Origin of the sequence: Pseudomonas sp. 478 (assembly GCF_003254125.1) — a bacterium.
GTDB lineage: Bacteria > Pseudomonadota > Gammaproteobacteria > Pseudomonadales > Pseudomonadaceae > Aquipseudomonas.
In genome coordinates this window covers 332365-347258 of record NZ_QKZG01000007.1, presented here as the reverse complement: position 1 = coordinate 347258, position 14894 = coordinate 332365, and the positions used below count along the sequence as shown (strand labels likewise).

Below are 14894 nucleotides of genomic sequence, written 5' to 3'. Positions count from 1 at the left end.
TATGAATAGCCATCGTCAATGCCCGGCGGTATTGATTGCCGCACCGGCCTCCGGTCAGGGCAAGACCACCGTCACCGCCGCGCTGGCCCGTTTGCATCGCAATCAGGGGCGCAAAGTGCGCGTGTTCAAATGCGGCCCGGACTTTCTTGACCCGATGATTCTCGAGCGCGCCAGCGGTGCGCCGGTGTATCAACTGGACATGTGGATGGTCGGCGAGCAGGAAAGTCGTCGACTGTTGTGGGAAGCGGCCGGCGAAGCCGATCTGATCCTCATCGAAGGCGTCATGGGGCTGTTCGACGGTACGCCGTCCAGCGCTGATCTGGCGCGGCACTTCGGTGTGCCGGTGCTCGGTGTGATCGACGGCACTGCCATGGCCCAGACCTTTGGCGCATTGGCGTTGGGGCTGGCGAAGTATCAGCCGGACTTGCCGTTTGCCGGTGTGCTGGCCAACCGCGTCGGCACCCTGCGTCACGCGCAATTACTGGAAGGCAGCCTCACTGAAGGCTTGCGCTGGTACGGTGCCTTGTCCCGGGAAACCGGGATCGAATTGCCGAGTCGGCATCTCGGGCTGGTTCAGGCCAGTGAGTTGAACGATCTTGACCTGCGTCTCGATGCAGCAGCTGACGCACTGGCCAGCAGTTGCGAGGTCGCGCTGCCACCGGCGGTGGAATTCGCCGCGCCTGATGTGATCGCTGCAGAACCGTTGCTGGCCGGCGTGCGTATCGCCGTGGCCCGTGACGAAGCGTTTGCCTTCACCTACGGTGCAAGCCTGGACTTGCTGCGAGCCATGGGCGCCGAGTTGTCGTTTTTCTCGCCGATCCGAGACACCGCGTTACCGGAAGCAGACAGCCTCTATCTGCCGGGCGGTTATCCCGAATTGCACCATGTAGCGCTGTCACAGAACACCACGATGCTGGCCGCAATCCGCGCTCACCATGCGGCGGGTAAACCGTTGTTGGCCGAGTGCGGCGGCATGCTGTATCTGCTCGATTCGTTGACCGATGTCGAGGGCACTCGTGCTGAACTGGTCGGCTTGCTGGCGGGGGATGCGGTGATGCAAAAGCGTCTGGCCGCGTTGGCGTTGCAGGCAGTCGAGTTGCCGGAAGGTTTGTTGCGCGGGCACACGTATCACCATTCGTTGACCAGCACAGAACTTGAGCCGATTGCTCGTGGCCTGAGTCCTAACGGTGGGCGTGGGGCGGAGGCGGTTTATCGTGAGGGGCGGATGACAGCTTCTTATGTACATTTCTATTTTCCGTCCAATCCCACTGCTGTAGCCGCGCTGTTTGTGCCTGACCATAAGGACGCCATCGCGAGCAGGCTCACTCCCACATTGGAAAGTGGTTTGCCTGAAGAAACGCGGTCCACTGTGGGAGCGGGCTTGCTCGCGAAGAGGCCATGACTGACAATGCATTCAGCCAAGCCGAACGCGAAGCGGTCTACCGAGCCATCGGCGAACGCCGCGACATGCGTCATTTCAGCGGTGGCACGGTCGAGCCCGAGTTGCTGCGGCGCCTGCTCGAAGCCGCGCATCAGGCGCCGAGTGTCGGCCTGATGCAGCCCTGGCGGTTCATCCGCATCAGCGATCGAGCCCTGCGCGGCAAGATCCAGTCACTGGTGGAAGAAGAACGCATCCGCACCGCCGAAGCCCTCGGCGAGCGCACCGACGAATTCATGAAGCTGAAAGTCGAAGGCATCAACGACTGCGCCGAGGTGCTGGTCGCCGCGTTGATGGACGACCGTGAGCGTCATATCTTCGGCCGTCGCACCTTGCCTGAAATGGACATGGCCTCGCTATCCTGCGCGATTCAGAACCTCTGGCTGGCCTCCCGCGCTGAAGGATTGGGCATGGGCTGGGTCTCGCTGTTCGAGCCGCAAGCACTGGCGGACTTGCTGGGTTTGCCCGCCGGAGCCAAGCCCTTGGCCGTTCTTTGCCTGGGGCCGGTCAAGGAATTCTATCCGGCGCCGATGCTGGTACTCGAAGGCTGGGCGCAGGCGCGTCCGCTCAGTGAGCTGCTGTATGAAAATTATTGGGGAGTGAGTCAATGAGTGTGGCGTTGTTGAGTGTCGCCGCGGTTGCGCTGGATGCGCTGCTGGGTGAACCCAAACGCTGGCATCCGCTGGTGGCGTTCGGCCGTTTTGCCGACCGCATCGAGCAACGTTTCAACGGTGAAGGTCGCGGCTGGCGCAGTCATGGCGTCACTGCCTGGGTGATCGCGGTGTTACCGCTGACCCTGCTGGCCACGGCGTTTTCCTGGGCGCCTTATGTCGGCTGGATCGTCGAAATTCTCGTGCTCTATTGCGCCCTCGGCATGCGCAGCCTCGGTGAACACGTCGAGCCAGTGGCTAAGGCGCTGCGCAGTGATGATCTGGACGAGGCGCGCAAACGTGTCAGTTATCTGGTCAGCCGCCAGACCAGCGAACTGGATAAAACCGAAGTCGCCCGCGCCGCCACCGAATCGGTGCTGGAGAACGGCAGCGATGCGGTATTCGCTGCGCTGTTCTGGTTTGCCGTGGCTGGCGCGCCTGGCGTGGTGCTCTACCGTTTGAGCAACACGCTGGATGCGATGTGGGGCTACCGCAATGAACGCTTCGAGCGTTTCGGCTGGGCGGCTGCAAAGATCGACGATGTCCTCAACTATATTCCTGCACGCCTGGTGGCGCTGACCTACGCGCTGCTGGGCAAAACCCGCTTGGCGCTGAAATGCTGGCGCACCCAGGGCCCGACCTGGGACAGCCCGAATGCCGGTCCAGTGATGGCGGCCGGTGCCGGAGCGCTCGGTGTCGAGTTGGGTGGGGCGGCGATTTATCACGGCGAACTGCATCAGCGTGCGCAATTGGGCGAAGGCGAACCGGCGGACGCCGACTCCATCGACCGCGGCTGGCAATTGGTCCATCGCGGGGTATGGTTATGGTTGCTGATCCTCTGCGTGGGGGCTGAATTCTATGCTTGAGCACGGTGGTCGGTTACGCAAGGCGGCGCTCGAATACGGCATCGCCGAAGCTGATTGGCTTGACCTGTCCAGCGGCCTCGCGCCCTGGCCATTTCCGGTCCCGCAGATTCCGTTGCGGGCCTGGGCGCGTTTACCGGAAACCGATGACGGTCTGGAGCAGGCGGCCTGTGATTATTACGGCGCCGCTCAGGTGCTGCCGGTGGCCGGTTCGCAAATGGCGATCCAGTTGCTGCCGCGTTTGCGCCGGGCGGGCAAGGTCGGCGTGCTCTCGCCGTGTTACGCCGAACACGCCGAAGCGTGGCGCCGTAATGGCTACATCGTGCGTGAAGTGCTTGAGCAGGAAGTCGATTTCTATCTCGACAGCCTCGACGTGCTGGTGGTGGTCAACCCGAACAATCCTACCGGCCTGAGCCTGACACCGAGTCGCCTGCTCGACTGGCACTCGCGGCTGGCCCAGCGCGGTGGCTGGCTGGTGGTGGACGAGGCCTTCATGGACAACACGCCGCAGCTGAGCCTGGCACCTTTTGCCAATCAGGTCGGGTTGATCGTGCTGCGTTCCTTCGGCAAGTTTTTCGGCCTGGCCGGTGTGCGCCTGGGTTTCGCGCTGGCCGAGCGCAAGTTACTCAAGTTGCTGGCCGAGCAAGTGGGACCATGGGCGGTCAGCGGGCCGACGCGGGTACTGGGCCAGGCCTGTCTGCTGGATACCGAAGGGCATGCCCGGCAGCGGGTTCGCACTGAAGAGGCCAGCGAGCGTCTGGCGCTGCTGCTGGAACAGCACGGTTTCAAACCACAGGGCGGCTGCGCGTTGTTTCAATGGCTGATCACCGAGCGCGCCGAAGCCTTGCATGAATTCATGGCCCGGCGCGGCATTCTGCTGCGGTTGTTCACGCACAACAGCAGCCTGCGCTTCGGCTTGCCCGCCGATGAAGCCGACTGGACACGTCTCGCGCAAGCGTTCGAAGCCTACGCTAGGGAAAACCAATGACTACGTTGATGGCGCAGGGCGCGACTTTGATGGTGCAGGGCACCACTTCCGACGCCGGCAAAAGCACGCTGGTAACGGCGTTGTGCCGCTGGGTCACGCGTCAGGGCGTCAGCGTCGTGCCGTTCAAGCCACAGAACATGGCGCTCAACAGTGCCGTGACCGCCGACGGTGGTGAGATCGGTCGTGCGCAAGCGGTGCAGGCTCAGGCCGCCAACCTTGAGCCGCACACCGACATGAACCCGGTGCTGCTCAAACCCAATAGCGACACCGGCGCTCAAGTGATCATCCATGGCCGCGCGGTCACGACGATGAACGCAGTCGCGTATCACGACTACAAAGCCATCGCCATGCAAGCAGTGCTGGCTTCTCATGAACGGCTGAGCGCGGCTTATCCCGTGGTCATGGTCGAAGGCGCGGGCTCGCCGGCCGAGATCAATCTGCGTGCCGGCGACATCGCCAACATGGGCTTTGCCGAGGCCGTGGATTGTCCGGTGGTGCTGATCGCCGACATTAATCGCGGCGGGGTTTTCGCGCATCTGGTGGGCACGCTGGAACTGCTATCGCCCAGCGAGCAGGCACGGGTCAAAGGCTTCATCATCAATCGATTTCGCGGCGATATCGCTTTGCTGCAACCGGGTCTCGACTGGCTGGAAGCGCGCACCGGCAAACCGGTGATCGGCGTTCTGCCTTACGTGATGGACTTGCACCTGGAAGCCGAGGACGGCATCGACCAGCGTCAGACCGACAAGGCCGATCAGGTGCTGAAAGTGGTGGTGCCGGTGCTGCCGCGCATCAGCAACCACACCGATTTCGATCCGCTGCGCCTGCATCCGCAGGTGGATCTGCAATTTGTCGGCCCCGGTCAGGCGATTCCACCGGCGGACCTGATTATTCTCCCCGGCTCGAAAAGCGTGCGCAGCGACCTCGCGTATCTGCGGGCCAATGGCTGGGACACTGCGATCAGTCGTCATCTGCGTTATGGCGGCAAAGTGCTGGGGATTTGCGGTGGTCTGCAAATGCTCGGCGACCAGGTACACGACCCGTTGGGCCTCGAAGGCGCACCGGGTTCCAGCGCCGGTTTGGGCTTGCTGGCGTTCGAAACCCGGCTCGAAGAAGAGAAGCAATTGCGCAATGTGCGCGGGCGTCTGACGCTCGAAGACGCGCCGGTCAGCGGTTATGAAATTCATGCTGGCGTGACCACCGGGCCAGCGCTGGAAAACGCCGCCGTGCAACTGGACGACGGTCGCTGCGACGGTGCGCAGAGCGTGGACGGGCAGATTTTCGGCACCTATCTGCATGGCCTGTTTGAATCGCCCGCGGCGTGCAGTGCGCTGTTGCGCTGGGCCGGTTTGCAGGCGGTGCAGGACGTGGATTATCACGCGTTGCGTGAGCGCGATATCGAGCGGCTGGCGGATCTGGTGGAGAAGCATCTGGATACCCGACTGTTGCGTGAGCTCTGTGGGTTTTAGGGTGACCGTGCTGGCCTCTTCGCGAGCAAGCCCGCTCCCACAGGTGATCGCATTCCAATGTGGGAGCGGCGGTGCGACGATTCGACTTGCTCGCGAAGACTTATGTCGCCACACCGCCAATTAGAAGGTTATGAACATGCTGCAACTGATCCTCGGCGGCGCGCGCTCCGGCAAAAGCCGCCTGGCTGAAAAACTTGCCTCCGACAGCGGTCTGGCAGTGACCTACATCGCCACCAGCCAACCCCTCGACGGTGAAATGAACGAGCGGGTGGCCCATCACCGCGCCCGTCGTCCAGCCGAATGGGCGTTGATCGAAGAGCCGGTGGAGCTCGCCCGCATCCTGCGCGAAACCGCCAGTGTCGAACGTTGCCTGCTGGTGGATTGCCTGACGTTGTGGATGACCAACTTGCTGATGCTCGATGACGCCGAGCGTCTGTCGGCCGAGCGTGATGCGCTGCTGGACTGCCTGGCGTCGTTGCCGGGTGAAATCATTTTTGTCAGCAACGAGACCGGAATGGGTGTCGTGCCGCTGGGCGAATTGACTCGCCGCTATGTCGATGAAGCCGGTTGGCTGCATCAAGCCTTGGCCGAGCGCTGTCAGCGAGTCGTCCTGACCGTTGCCGGCCTGCCCCTGACTTTGAAAGGAACTGCGTTATGACTCAATCCTGGTGGCTGAACCCGTGCAAACCGATCGATGCTCAAGCGGTCGAGCAGGCGCAGGCCCGTCAACAGCAGCTGACCAAACCGGCCGGCTCCCTCGGTCGCCTTGAGTCGGTGGCCGTGCAATTGGCCGGGCTGCAGGGGCAGGTCAAGCCGAGTCTGGATCAGCTGTGGATCGCGATTTTTGCCGGTGACCATGGCGTGGTCGCTGAAGGGGTGTCGGCATTTCCCCAGGAAGTCACCGGGCAGATGTTGCTCAACTTCGTCAGCGGTGGGGCGGCGATCAGCGTGTTGGCGCGGCAACTCGGGGCCTCCCTGGAAGTCGTCGACCTCGGCACGGTGACGCCGTCGTTGAATTTGCCGGGTGTGCGTCATATGAATATCGGCCCGGGCACGGCGAATTTTGTCGAAGGTCCGGCAATGACGCCGGCTCAAGGCGAACTCGCTTTGCAGGCCGGTCGCGACAGCGTGCAGCGCGCCATCGCGGCGGGTGCGCAGTTGTTTATCGGTGGCGAGATGGGCATCGGCAACACCACCGCGGCCAGTGCGTTGGCGTGTGCCTTGCTCGATTGCCCGGTGGTGCATCTGGCCGGGCCGGGCACGGGTTTGAATGCGGCGGGTGTCAGCCATAAAGCGCAGGTGATCGAACGCGCTTTGGCGTTGCACAGCGCTCAGCGTGGTGATGCGCTGCAAACCCTGTTCAACCTTGGCGGTTTTGAGATCGCGGCCCTGGTCGGCGCGTATCTGGCGTGTGCCCAGGAAGGCGTCGCAGTGCTGGTGGACGGTTTCATTTGTAGCGTCGCGGCGTTGGTGGCAGTGCGCTTGAATCCTGAATGCCGTCAGTGGCTGTTGTTCGGCCATCGCGGCGCCGAGCCGGGTCATCGTCATGTACTGGAAACCCTGAACGCCGAACCGCTGCTGGACCTCGGCCTGCGTCTGGGCGAGGGCAGTGGTGCGGCGTTGGCCGTGCCGTTGCTGCGTCTGGCGTGCGACCTTCACGGGCAGATGGCGACCTTCGCCGAGGCCGCCGTGGCGGACCGTCCGGCATGACCTTGCGCCTGGACCTGTTGCGCCACGGCGAAACCGAACTTGGTGGCGGTTTGCGCGGCAGCCTCGACGATGCGCTGACCGACAAGGGCTGGGCGCAGATGCGCGCGGCGGTGGTCGAGCAGGGGCCTTGGGATCGTTTGGTCAGCTCGCCACTGCAGCGCTGTGCGCGGTTCGCCGAAGAACTCGGTGCACAGCTGAGTTTGCCGGTGCAGTTGGATAAAGAGCTCCAGGAGCTGCACTTCGGCGCCTGGGAAGGGCAGAGCGCCGCCGCGTTGATGGAAACCGATGCCGAGGCGTTGGGATTATTCTGGGCCGACCCTTATTCGTTTACGCCGCCTCAGGGTGAGCCGGTGGTGGATTTTTCGACGCGGGTGTTGGCAGCTGTTGAGCGCTTGCAGGCTACCTATGCAGGCGAGCGGGTGTTGCTGATCAGTCACGGCGGGGTCATGCGCTTGTTGCTGGCTCAGGCGCGGGGATTGCCTCGTGAGCAGTTGCTCAACGTCGAAGTCGGGCATGGCGCGTTGTTTTCGCTGACGGTCGAATCCGGCCTGTTGTTAAAGGAAGCGCTCTGACCATGTTGCCGTTCTGGATCGCCCTGCAATTTTTGAGCAGTCTGCCGATTCGTCTGCCGGGCATGCCGGAACCACAGGAGTTGGGGCGGTCGCTGCTGTTTTATCCGTTGGTCGGCCTGCTGTTCGGCGGGATTTTGTGGGCGTTCAACTGGCTGCTGCTCGGCACCCCGTTGTTGCTTCACGCCGCGCTGTTGCTGACGGTTTGGGTCTTGCTCAGCGGTGCTTTGCACCTGGATGGCCTGGCCGACAGCGCCGATGCATGGCTCGGTGGGTTCGGCGACCGCGAGCGCACGTTGACGATCATGAAGGACCCGCGCAGCGGGCCGATTGCGGTCGTGACGTTGGTATTAGTGTTGCTGCTCAAATTCGCCGCGTTGCTGGCATTGATCGAGCAGCAACACGCCGTTGTCCTGATCATCGTCCCGATTATCGGGCGCAGCGCGATGTTGGGGGTGTTCCTGACCACGCCTTATGTGCGCGCCGGTGGCTTGGGGCAAGCGCTGGCCGATCATCTGCCACGGTTGGCGGGCACGCAGGTGTTGGCGGTGAGTGCGTTGGCTTGCGTTTTGATTGCCGGTCTCAGCGGCGTATTGGCAGTGGTGCTGGCGGCGTTGGTGTTTGCCTGGCTGCGCCAAGTGATGCTGCGCCGATTGGGCGGCACGACGGGCGATACGGCGGGGGCGTTGCTGGAATTGCTGGAGGTTGCGGTGCTGGTGGGGTTGGCATTGGCCTGATACTTATATAGCGAATGTGCTGGCCTCTTCGCGAGCAGGCTCGCTCCCACATTTTGATCTCCAGTGAATATAGAATTTGTGTACAACGCCGATCCCTTGTGGGAGCGAGCCTGCTCGCGAAGGCGACCTGCCAGACACTTCCAGTCTCTGGTTAAAATCCCTCTGAAACTTGATTTAACACAACAGCGGGTATATACACGCACCATGCTCGACTCCCAATGTTTATGCATCAACCTGCGTCGCGCCGCCCGTGGCGTCAGCAGGCATTACGACGGCGCTCTCGACGGCTTCGGGATCAACGTCGCCCAGTATTCTCTGCTGTGTAATCTGCAGCGTCTGGATAAACCGAGTATTTCCACGTTGGCCGAGGCCATGGGCCTGGATCGCAGCACCTTGGGGCGCAATCTGCGGGTGCTGGAAGGCGAAGGCCTGCTGATGCTGGTCGAGGGCGAAGACATGCGTAACCGCATCGTCATGCTCACCGAGGCCGGTGTTGAACGCCTGAAAGCGGCCTTGCCCGCGTGGGAAGCGGCGCAACAGCGGTTGATTGACCGCTTGGGTGCCGAGAAACGCGAAACCTTGCTGCGACTGCTGGACGAACTGGCGTGATGCCGGTTTTTCCGATCTTAAGCGGGTATATACCCGCTACCGGAGAACAAGAATGACATCGATGTGGCGTACGTGTGGTTGGGTATTGTTGGGGAGTGCGCTGATTCTTGCGTTGTCCTTGGGTATAAGACATGGCTTCGGGCTGTTTCTGGCGCCGATGAGTGCCGAGTTCGGTTGGGGGCGTGAGACGTTTGCCTTCGCCATTGCCTTGCAGAACCTGATCTGGGGCCTGGCTCAGCCCTTCACCGGCGCGCTGGCCGATCGCTTTGGCGCCGCAAAAGTGGTGTTGGTCGGCGGTGTCTTGTATGCATTGGGCCTGGTGTTCATGGGCCTGTCGGATTCGGCCATGACCTTGTCACTGAGTGCCGGCCTGTTGATCGGCATCGGTCTGTCCGGTACCTCGTTCTCGGTGATCCTCGGCGTGGTCGGCCGCGCAGTGCCGCCAGAGAAACGCAGCATGGGCATGGGCATCGCCAGCGCTGCCGGCTCTTTCGGCCAGTTCGCCATGTTGCCCGGCACGCTGGGGTTGATCGGCTGGCTCGGCTGGTCCGCGGCATTGCTGGTGTTGGGCCTGTTGGTGGCGCTGATTGTGCCGCTGGTGAGCATGCTCAAGGACAAGCCGCTGCCGGTGTTCGGTCATGAGCAAACGCTGTCCGAAGCATTGCACGAGGCCTGTTCCCATTCGGGCTTCTGGCTGCTGGCGTTCGGCTTTTTTGTCTGCGGTTTTCAGGTGGTATTCATCGGTGTGCATTTGCCGGCTTATCTGGTGGATCAGCACCTCCCGGCGAGCGTCGGCACCACGGTGCTGGCGTTGATCGGGCTGTTCAATATTTTCGGGACCTACACGGCGGGCTGGCTCGGCGGACGGATGTCCAAGCCACGTTTGCTTACTGGCCTGTATCTGCTGCGGGCAGTGGTGATCGGGTTGTTCCTGTGGGCGCCCGTCACGACGACCACTGCATACCTGTTTGGCATGGCGATGGGCTTCCTGTGGCTGTCGACGGTACCCTTGACCAACGGCACCGTCGCGACCTTGTTCGGTGTGCGAAATCTGTCCATGCTCGGTGGGATTGTTTTCCTGTTTCACCAGCTCGGATCGTTCCTCGGTGGCTGGTTGGGCGGGGTGGTGTATGACCGAACCGGGAGCTATGACTTGATCTGGCAAGTGGCGATTCTCTTGAGCCTGTTGGCCGCCGCCCTGAACTGGCCGGTGCGTGAGCGGCCGGTGGCGCGCCTGCAAACACAGATGAGTGCGATATGAACAGTCTCTGGCCGCGGATCGCTGTCGCCGCTGTCTGCGCCTTGCTGCTGGCCCTGTCGTGGTGGGGGTGGCACCAGGGCGGGCTGGCGTTGATGCAACTGGGCATGGGTGCTTGCTAGCAGGATGTGAGGGCGAGTAACTTCGGTTTGGACGACTTCTCGAGGATGCCCCCACATGCTGATGCGCTGGCTCGCAGTTCCCGCGTTACTGGTAGCGTTTAGTGGATTGGCTCAAGCGGCCGAATGCCCGGAGCTTTTGCAAGGCTCGTTGCCCAAGCTGCGCGCCAAGGAATCCATCGACCTGTGCCAGCGCTTCGCCGGCAAACCGCTGGTGGTGGTCAATACCGCGAGCTTCTGTGGTTTCGCCCCGCAGTTCAAAGGCCTTGAGGCGCTGAATCAGCGATACAAGGATCAAGGGCTGGAGGTGATCGGCGTTCCGTCCAATGACTTCAAGCAAGAGTCCAAGGATGGCGAAGAGACTGCCAAGGTCTGCTACGTGAACTACGGCGTGACGTTCACCATGACTGAACCGCAGAAAGTCCGCGGTAATGATGCGACGCACTTGTTCAAGATCATCGCCAGGCAGAGCACCGCGCCGAAGTGGAACTTCTACAAGTACGTGGTCGATCGCAAGGGCCAGGTGATCGCCAATTTCTCCAGCCTGACCAAGCCTGACGATCCCGAGTTCATCGCCGCGGTGGAGAAAGCCCTGGCCTCGCAACCCTGATCGAGTCCATCAAAAAGCCCCGCCTCTGTACAAGAGAGCGGGGCTTTTTCAATTCAGGCGGCGAGCGGTTCAGGTTCGCCGTGAATCATCAGAAGCGGTAGGTCGCGCCAACACCGAAACCGTTCGCACTGTTTTCGTATTTGGCGTTGTAGGACTGACCCAAAGCGTTAGCGCGGTTGACAGTGACAGATTCTTCCTTGAGGTAAGAGTAAGCCACATCAATGGTCCAGTCGTCGGTTGGGTTGAAGCCCGCACCGACACTGAAGATGGTCCGGTCGCCGGTAGGAATGCGTGGCGAACGATCAGTGTTGTTGGTGGGCGACTGGTCAAAGGAGAGACCGGTACGCAGCACCCACTGCTTGTTCAACTGGTAGGAAGTACCCACGGCGTAGGCCCAGGTGTCATGCCAGTTCTGGTCTTCCTTGATGGTACCCACGATTCGTGGGGCGAGGGCACCACCGTTAAGTGCGGTTACGCCTTCGTTGTTGACCGTGATGTCTTTCAGGCGGCTCCAACGAGTCCAGGTAGCACCGGCATAGAGCTTCCAGGCATCATTTATATCTTGAGTCACGGAAAGGTCATAGGACTCAGGTGTTTCGATCTTCAGCGAGGCATCGTAACGGTTGGATTTGAGCAGCTGAGGTGGCACACCAGCGCCGGTAGATACATCGGTGTGGCCGTCGAGCTTGTAGTTCACTTTCGAGTGATAGGTCAGGCCCACGCGAGTGGTGTCGGTGGCTTGCACCAGGACGCCAGCGTTAAAGCCCAAGGCCGTATCGTCGCCCTTGATCTCCACATTGTTATCACCAGTCCGGGGGACAGGGAGAGCAATGTCCGATTCCAGGGTGCCGGAAATCCGGTTGATGGTAGGGCCAAAACCGATCGAAACTTTATCGTTGAAAGCGTAGCTGACGGTTGGCTGCAGAGTGATGATTTTGACTTCGCTCTTGCTGCCGAAAGCGCGGCCCTGAAAGCCGCTTTCGTAGTCGGTGATCAGCCCGAACGGAGCGTAGACGCCCAAACCAAAAGCCCATTCATCGTTGATTTTATTGGTATAGAAACCCATCGGTACTGAAGTGAGCGGAACCATATCGCCTTTGTTGGTTCCGCTTGAACGGCCGCTGGTATCGCTGATATCGGTCGAGGCGTCGATCGCTGCGAAACCGCCAGTGATTTGCTGGCCTTTGAGGCGGGCCATACCGGCAGGGTTGCCAAAAACTGTACTTGCATCATCGGCAGATGAAGAGCGCCCCGCAAAACCTGTCCCCATCCCGCTGATGCTTTGTTCGTTAAGGGCAAAGCCACTTGCGAAGATCTGGGTGGATGCCAAGGTAACGGCGAGGCTAAGGGTGGTTTTGAGCATTACTTTTTTCATTATTAGAACTCCTGGTGATCACCGGGGCGAAAATTACCAACATTTTCGTCCCAGCGCTATAGGCTGTATCGCTTGATTTAGAGCGGTTTTGTAGGACAATCCGACCAAAATCGCTGCCGTTTCGCGATCTTGTGGAAACAGCAGATCAGCAGGCGACCTGATTCAGCGGTGAAACACAGGTTTGCCAGGCGCAGGTGAAGTCTCTCAGGCGTCCTTGAGGCTGGAAGGTCTGGCGCCAGATGCGGGCCATTCCCAGTAGGTCGTCTGCTTCGGGGAGGGGGGTGTTCTGTTCTTCTACCAGCAGCCAGGCGATGGCTGTGGCGTAACGCAGGTTGACGGTCAATTCGAGGTGCGGACCACTCAGGAACGCATGTTGGCTGGCCAGGCCGCGAACCAGGCTCGCGCGTTCCGGGTCAAGTGCCAGGTAGTGGTCCCAAAGTGCCTGGTGGCGGAGTTCGGCGATTCGGTACAAACCGTGCCCGCGGCGGTCATGCAGGGCCGTTCCAAGGGCTGACTGGCTGGCGGCGACACCCAGCAGCAAGGATTCGGCAGTTGCGCTATGGCACCCGAGGTAAATCAATGTCGGGCGGATCACATAACGGCACAGTTCGCTGGCAGCGATACCCATAAAACCCTCGAAACATGAAATGGTCGGCGATACCTGAAGAGGCCTTGGCAGCGGGTGAATCGAATCAGGCTCGCCGGAAGCGGCTGAAGCCGCTTGAGTTGAAGTGTAGTGTCATATTCGCGTCGTAAAGGCCTGTTTTTAAAATATTTCCGGCTGCGAGTTATAACCGTTATATCGGTTTGTGCTTAGGCGGCAGCGGCGAAAAGAGAAATTTCAGGCAATAAAAAGCCCCGCTTTTTTAAAGCGAGGCTTTTGAGGTTTTCAGTCTTTCTGGCGTATCAGGCAACCAGTGCCTGACGAGTACGCTCGATCACGGCCTGCAGCGGCTCGGCGCTGGAGTATTGATCGGGGTACAGGCGTTCGCTGTGACGAGCGATGCCGTGTTCGTTGACCAGAGTGAAGCTGAAGCAGCCTTTGCGAGCGGCCATGATCAGGCAGTTCATTGGTGCAAAAGCGTTGGTTAGGGTGCGAATGGCATCCTGGGTGTGGATTTGAGTAGACATAGTCATTGGGTGTTCCTACAAGCGACACGGATAAGAACCGTGCAAAGTTAAAACGTTCCAGTGACGACGACCACCATTGGTCGAACGAAGAACCCGACTGGAACAAAGCAGCCAGTTTGAAGCGCTGATAAATTGGCGCGCTTGGGCTGGCAGGTAGGTACTTAGGAGGGCAGGCAACACATCAAGGGCAAAGGTTCTGGGCCCAGGGTGAAGATCCTGATCAATTTGCAGGTTGGTTCGGTCAGAGTAAGTGAGCTTCGCAACACCCTTTGCTTTCGATTCAAAGGCTGTGTTGACGCAAGGTTTACCTGGAAACCATCGAGGTGGTCGATCCCGCTTTGTCGGTGGAGGCTTCCTTTGGGAAGGCTGACCGGGGGGATGTGTTCGACCAGAATTGACTTTCAGCTTGGTACTAACGCCGCGGATACTAACGGATTGAACTGCTGAAGGGAAGTGTGTTAGCAAAATAGTTCTGAGAACGCCCTCATTCAAGGTCCGGATTGGCGCTCGGAAAAAGCCATGACCCGTAGACTTGCCCTGTATTAGCACAAATTCCGACCATTGGTAGTCACAGCTCATCGGGCCAACACCTGCCTGGATCACGGGTTTGCCAAGGTTTATCGCCATGTCAGGCAAAAAATGCGCCGAAACGGCGCATCGATATAACTGCCTCGAAGGGACTTGTGCACATAAGTCACGCAGGGTGTCACGCCGCTGTCATCATCCCTTCAAACGCAGTGGGTGCCTGTAACCAAAATTTAAGTCAATGAAAAACATCGCTTTTTTTTACTGGTGAAAAAATCGTCAGTTTGACTGCGGGCCCCATTCCATACGGCTTTGCGAGAGTTCAAGGGCGGTTGTCCACTGAGTTATCCACAGCTTCTGTGGATTGTCCCGAGCGCTTGCTCTAGGACGGGCGTGCCGGGTTTTTTTAGACTTTACCTGTAAGAAAAAAAGAGTAGAGTGGCGCGCCTTCCGATCTGCCCCACAGTGCTTTATGAAGTTTCGCTCAGTATCAGTCTCTACAACCTCCACACCTCCCAGTATTACCTCGCCCAAGCGCTTTTCGATGCGGGTGGCCGAGTGGCTGCTGGACAGCCCGCGCCTGGGCGAAAACCCCAACGTCAAACACTTCGCCGGACGATTGCTCAAGCAGCCAGCCCGTGAAGGGGTCGTGGCCGCGCAAAGCCGTCTCGGTCAGCTGATGTGCCGTGAATGCGGGAATGCCCGGGATCGCCGTATCGGTCAGGACCTTCTGCGTTCGGCCGCGCGGGCAGGGGATCGGCGCGCCCAGCAAGAACTGGGTCTGATCGAAGACTGAGCTGTCCAAGACCTGACGCCTTGGTTAACCTTCAAGCTTTATTTCAT

The 14894-nt window shown here is 60.3% G+C and carries 17 protein-coding genes; 14 read left to right on the top strand and 3 right to left on the bottom strand.

Annotation, left to right across the window (positions count from 1 at the left end; genetic code table 11):
• The first annotated feature begins 1 nt into the window (after position 1).
• From DFS28_RS17145 to DFS28_RS17090, 13 genes are all read left to right on the top strand, one after another.
• Positions 2-1402: a cobyrinate a,c-diamide synthase gene (locus tag DFS28_RS17145; RefSeq protein ID WP_111450737.1), complete on the top strand. Its 1401-nt coding sequence runs from the start codon at positions 2-4 to the stop codon at positions 1400-1402.
• Positions 1399-2049, top strand: coding sequence for a 5,6-dimethylbenzimidazole synthase (gene bluB, locus DFS28_RS17140; protein ID WP_111450736.1), 651 nt, complete (start codon positions 1399-1401; stop codon positions 2047-2049). Before DFS28_RS17145 ends, bluB begins: the two co-directional genes overlap by 4 nt.
• A complete protein-coding gene (gene cbiB / locus DFS28_RS17135) occupies positions 2046-2954 on the top strand; it encodes an adenosylcobinamide-phosphate synthase CbiB (RefSeq protein ID WP_111450735.1) in 909 nt (302 codons plus the stop codon). Before bluB ends, cbiB begins: the two co-directional genes overlap by 4 nt.
• Positions 2947-3939, top strand: coding sequence for a threonine-phosphate decarboxylase CobD (cobD, locus tag DFS28_RS17130; protein WP_111450734.1), 993 nt, complete (start codon positions 2947-2949; stop codon positions 3937-3939). Before cbiB ends, cobD begins: the two co-directional genes overlap by 8 nt.
• An 8-nt stretch (positions 3940-3947) precedes the next feature.
• Positions 3948-5408 carry a cobyric acid synthase gene (locus DFS28_RS17125; RefSeq protein ID WP_111450771.1) on the top strand — a complete coding sequence of 487 codons (1461 nt, stop codon included), beginning with the start codon at positions 3948-3950 and terminating at the stop codon, positions 5406-5408.
• A gap of 136 nt (positions 5409-5544) precedes the next feature.
• Entirely contained in the window at positions 5545-6066 is a 522-nt protein-coding gene (cobU, locus tag DFS28_RS17120; RefSeq protein WP_111450733.1) for a bifunctional adenosylcobinamide kinase/adenosylcobinamide-phosphate guanylyltransferase, read from the top strand.
• The gene (gene cobT, locus DFS28_RS17115) at positions 6063-7118 is read left to right on the top strand and encodes a nicotinate-nucleotide--dimethylbenzimidazole phosphoribosyltransferase (protein ID WP_111450732.1); all 1056 of its coding nucleotides are present in this window, start codon (positions 6063-6065) and stop codon (positions 7116-7118) included. Before cobU ends, cobT begins: the two co-directional genes overlap by 4 nt.
• Entirely contained in the window at positions 7115-7690 is a 576-nt protein-coding gene (gene cobC / locus DFS28_RS17110) for an alpha-ribazole phosphatase family protein (RefSeq protein WP_111450731.1), read from the top strand. Before cobT ends, cobC begins: the two co-directional genes overlap by 4 nt.
• A 2-nt stretch (positions 7691-7692) precedes the next feature.
• Positions 7693-8424 carry an adenosylcobinamide-GDP ribazoletransferase gene (locus DFS28_RS17105; protein ID WP_111450730.1) on the top strand — a complete coding sequence of 244 codons (732 nt, stop codon included), beginning with the start codon at positions 7693-7695 and terminating at the stop codon, positions 8422-8424.
• A gap of 204 nt (positions 8425-8628) precedes the next feature.
• Positions 8629-9033 (top strand): MarR family winged helix-turn-helix transcriptional regulator, encoded by a 405-nt coding sequence (locus DFS28_RS17100; RefSeq protein ID WP_033055842.1) that lies wholly within the window; start codon positions 8629-8631, stop codon positions 9031-9033.
• Between the two features lie 52 nt (positions 9034-9085).
• Positions 9086-10294, top strand: a complete 1209-nt coding sequence (locus DFS28_RS17095) for an MFS transporter (protein WP_111450729.1) — start codon at positions 9086-9088, stop codon at positions 10292-10294.
• Positions 10291-10413, top strand: a complete 123-nt coding sequence (locus tag DFS28_RS30890) for a hypothetical protein (protein ID WP_007977581.1) — start codon at positions 10291-10293, stop codon at positions 10411-10413. The genes DFS28_RS17095 and DFS28_RS30890 overlap by 4 nt, the downstream gene beginning before the upstream one ends.
• Positions 10414-10468: 55 nt before the next feature.
• The gene (locus tag DFS28_RS17090) at positions 10469-11020 is read left to right on the top strand and encodes a glutathione peroxidase (RefSeq protein ID WP_111450728.1); all 552 of its coding nucleotides are present in this window, start codon (positions 10469-10471) and stop codon (positions 11018-11020) included.
• 88 nt (positions 11021-11108) lie between these two features.
• On the opposite strand, the gene DFS28_RS17085 is transcribed toward DFS28_RS17090, so the two are convergent.
• From DFS28_RS17085 to DFS28_RS17075, 3 genes are all read right to left on the bottom strand, one after another.
• Positions 11109-12395 carry an OmpP1/FadL family transporter gene (locus DFS28_RS17085; RefSeq protein ID WP_111450727.1) on the bottom strand — a complete coding sequence of 429 codons (1287 nt, stop codon included), beginning with the start codon at positions 12393-12395 and terminating at the stop codon, positions 11109-11111.
• Positions 12396-12540: 145 nt separating this feature from the next.
• Positions 12541-13023, bottom strand: a complete 483-nt coding sequence (locus tag DFS28_RS17080; RefSeq protein ID WP_111450726.1) for a hypothetical protein — start codon at positions 13021-13023, stop codon at positions 12541-12543.
• 278 nt (positions 13024-13301) lie between these two features.
• Complete coding sequence (locus DFS28_RS17075) at positions 13302-13526, bottom strand: hypothetical protein (protein WP_007898912.1); 225 nt, start codon at positions 13524-13526, stop codon at positions 13302-13304.
• Positions 13527-14523: 997 nt separating this feature from the next.
• On the opposite strand from DFS28_RS17075, the gene DFS28_RS17065 reads away from it, so the two are divergent.
• Positions 14524-14847, top strand: a complete 324-nt coding sequence (locus DFS28_RS17065; protein ID WP_111450725.1) for a sel1 repeat family protein — start codon at positions 14524-14526, stop codon at positions 14845-14847.
• Positions 14848-14894: the final 47 nt, after the last annotated feature.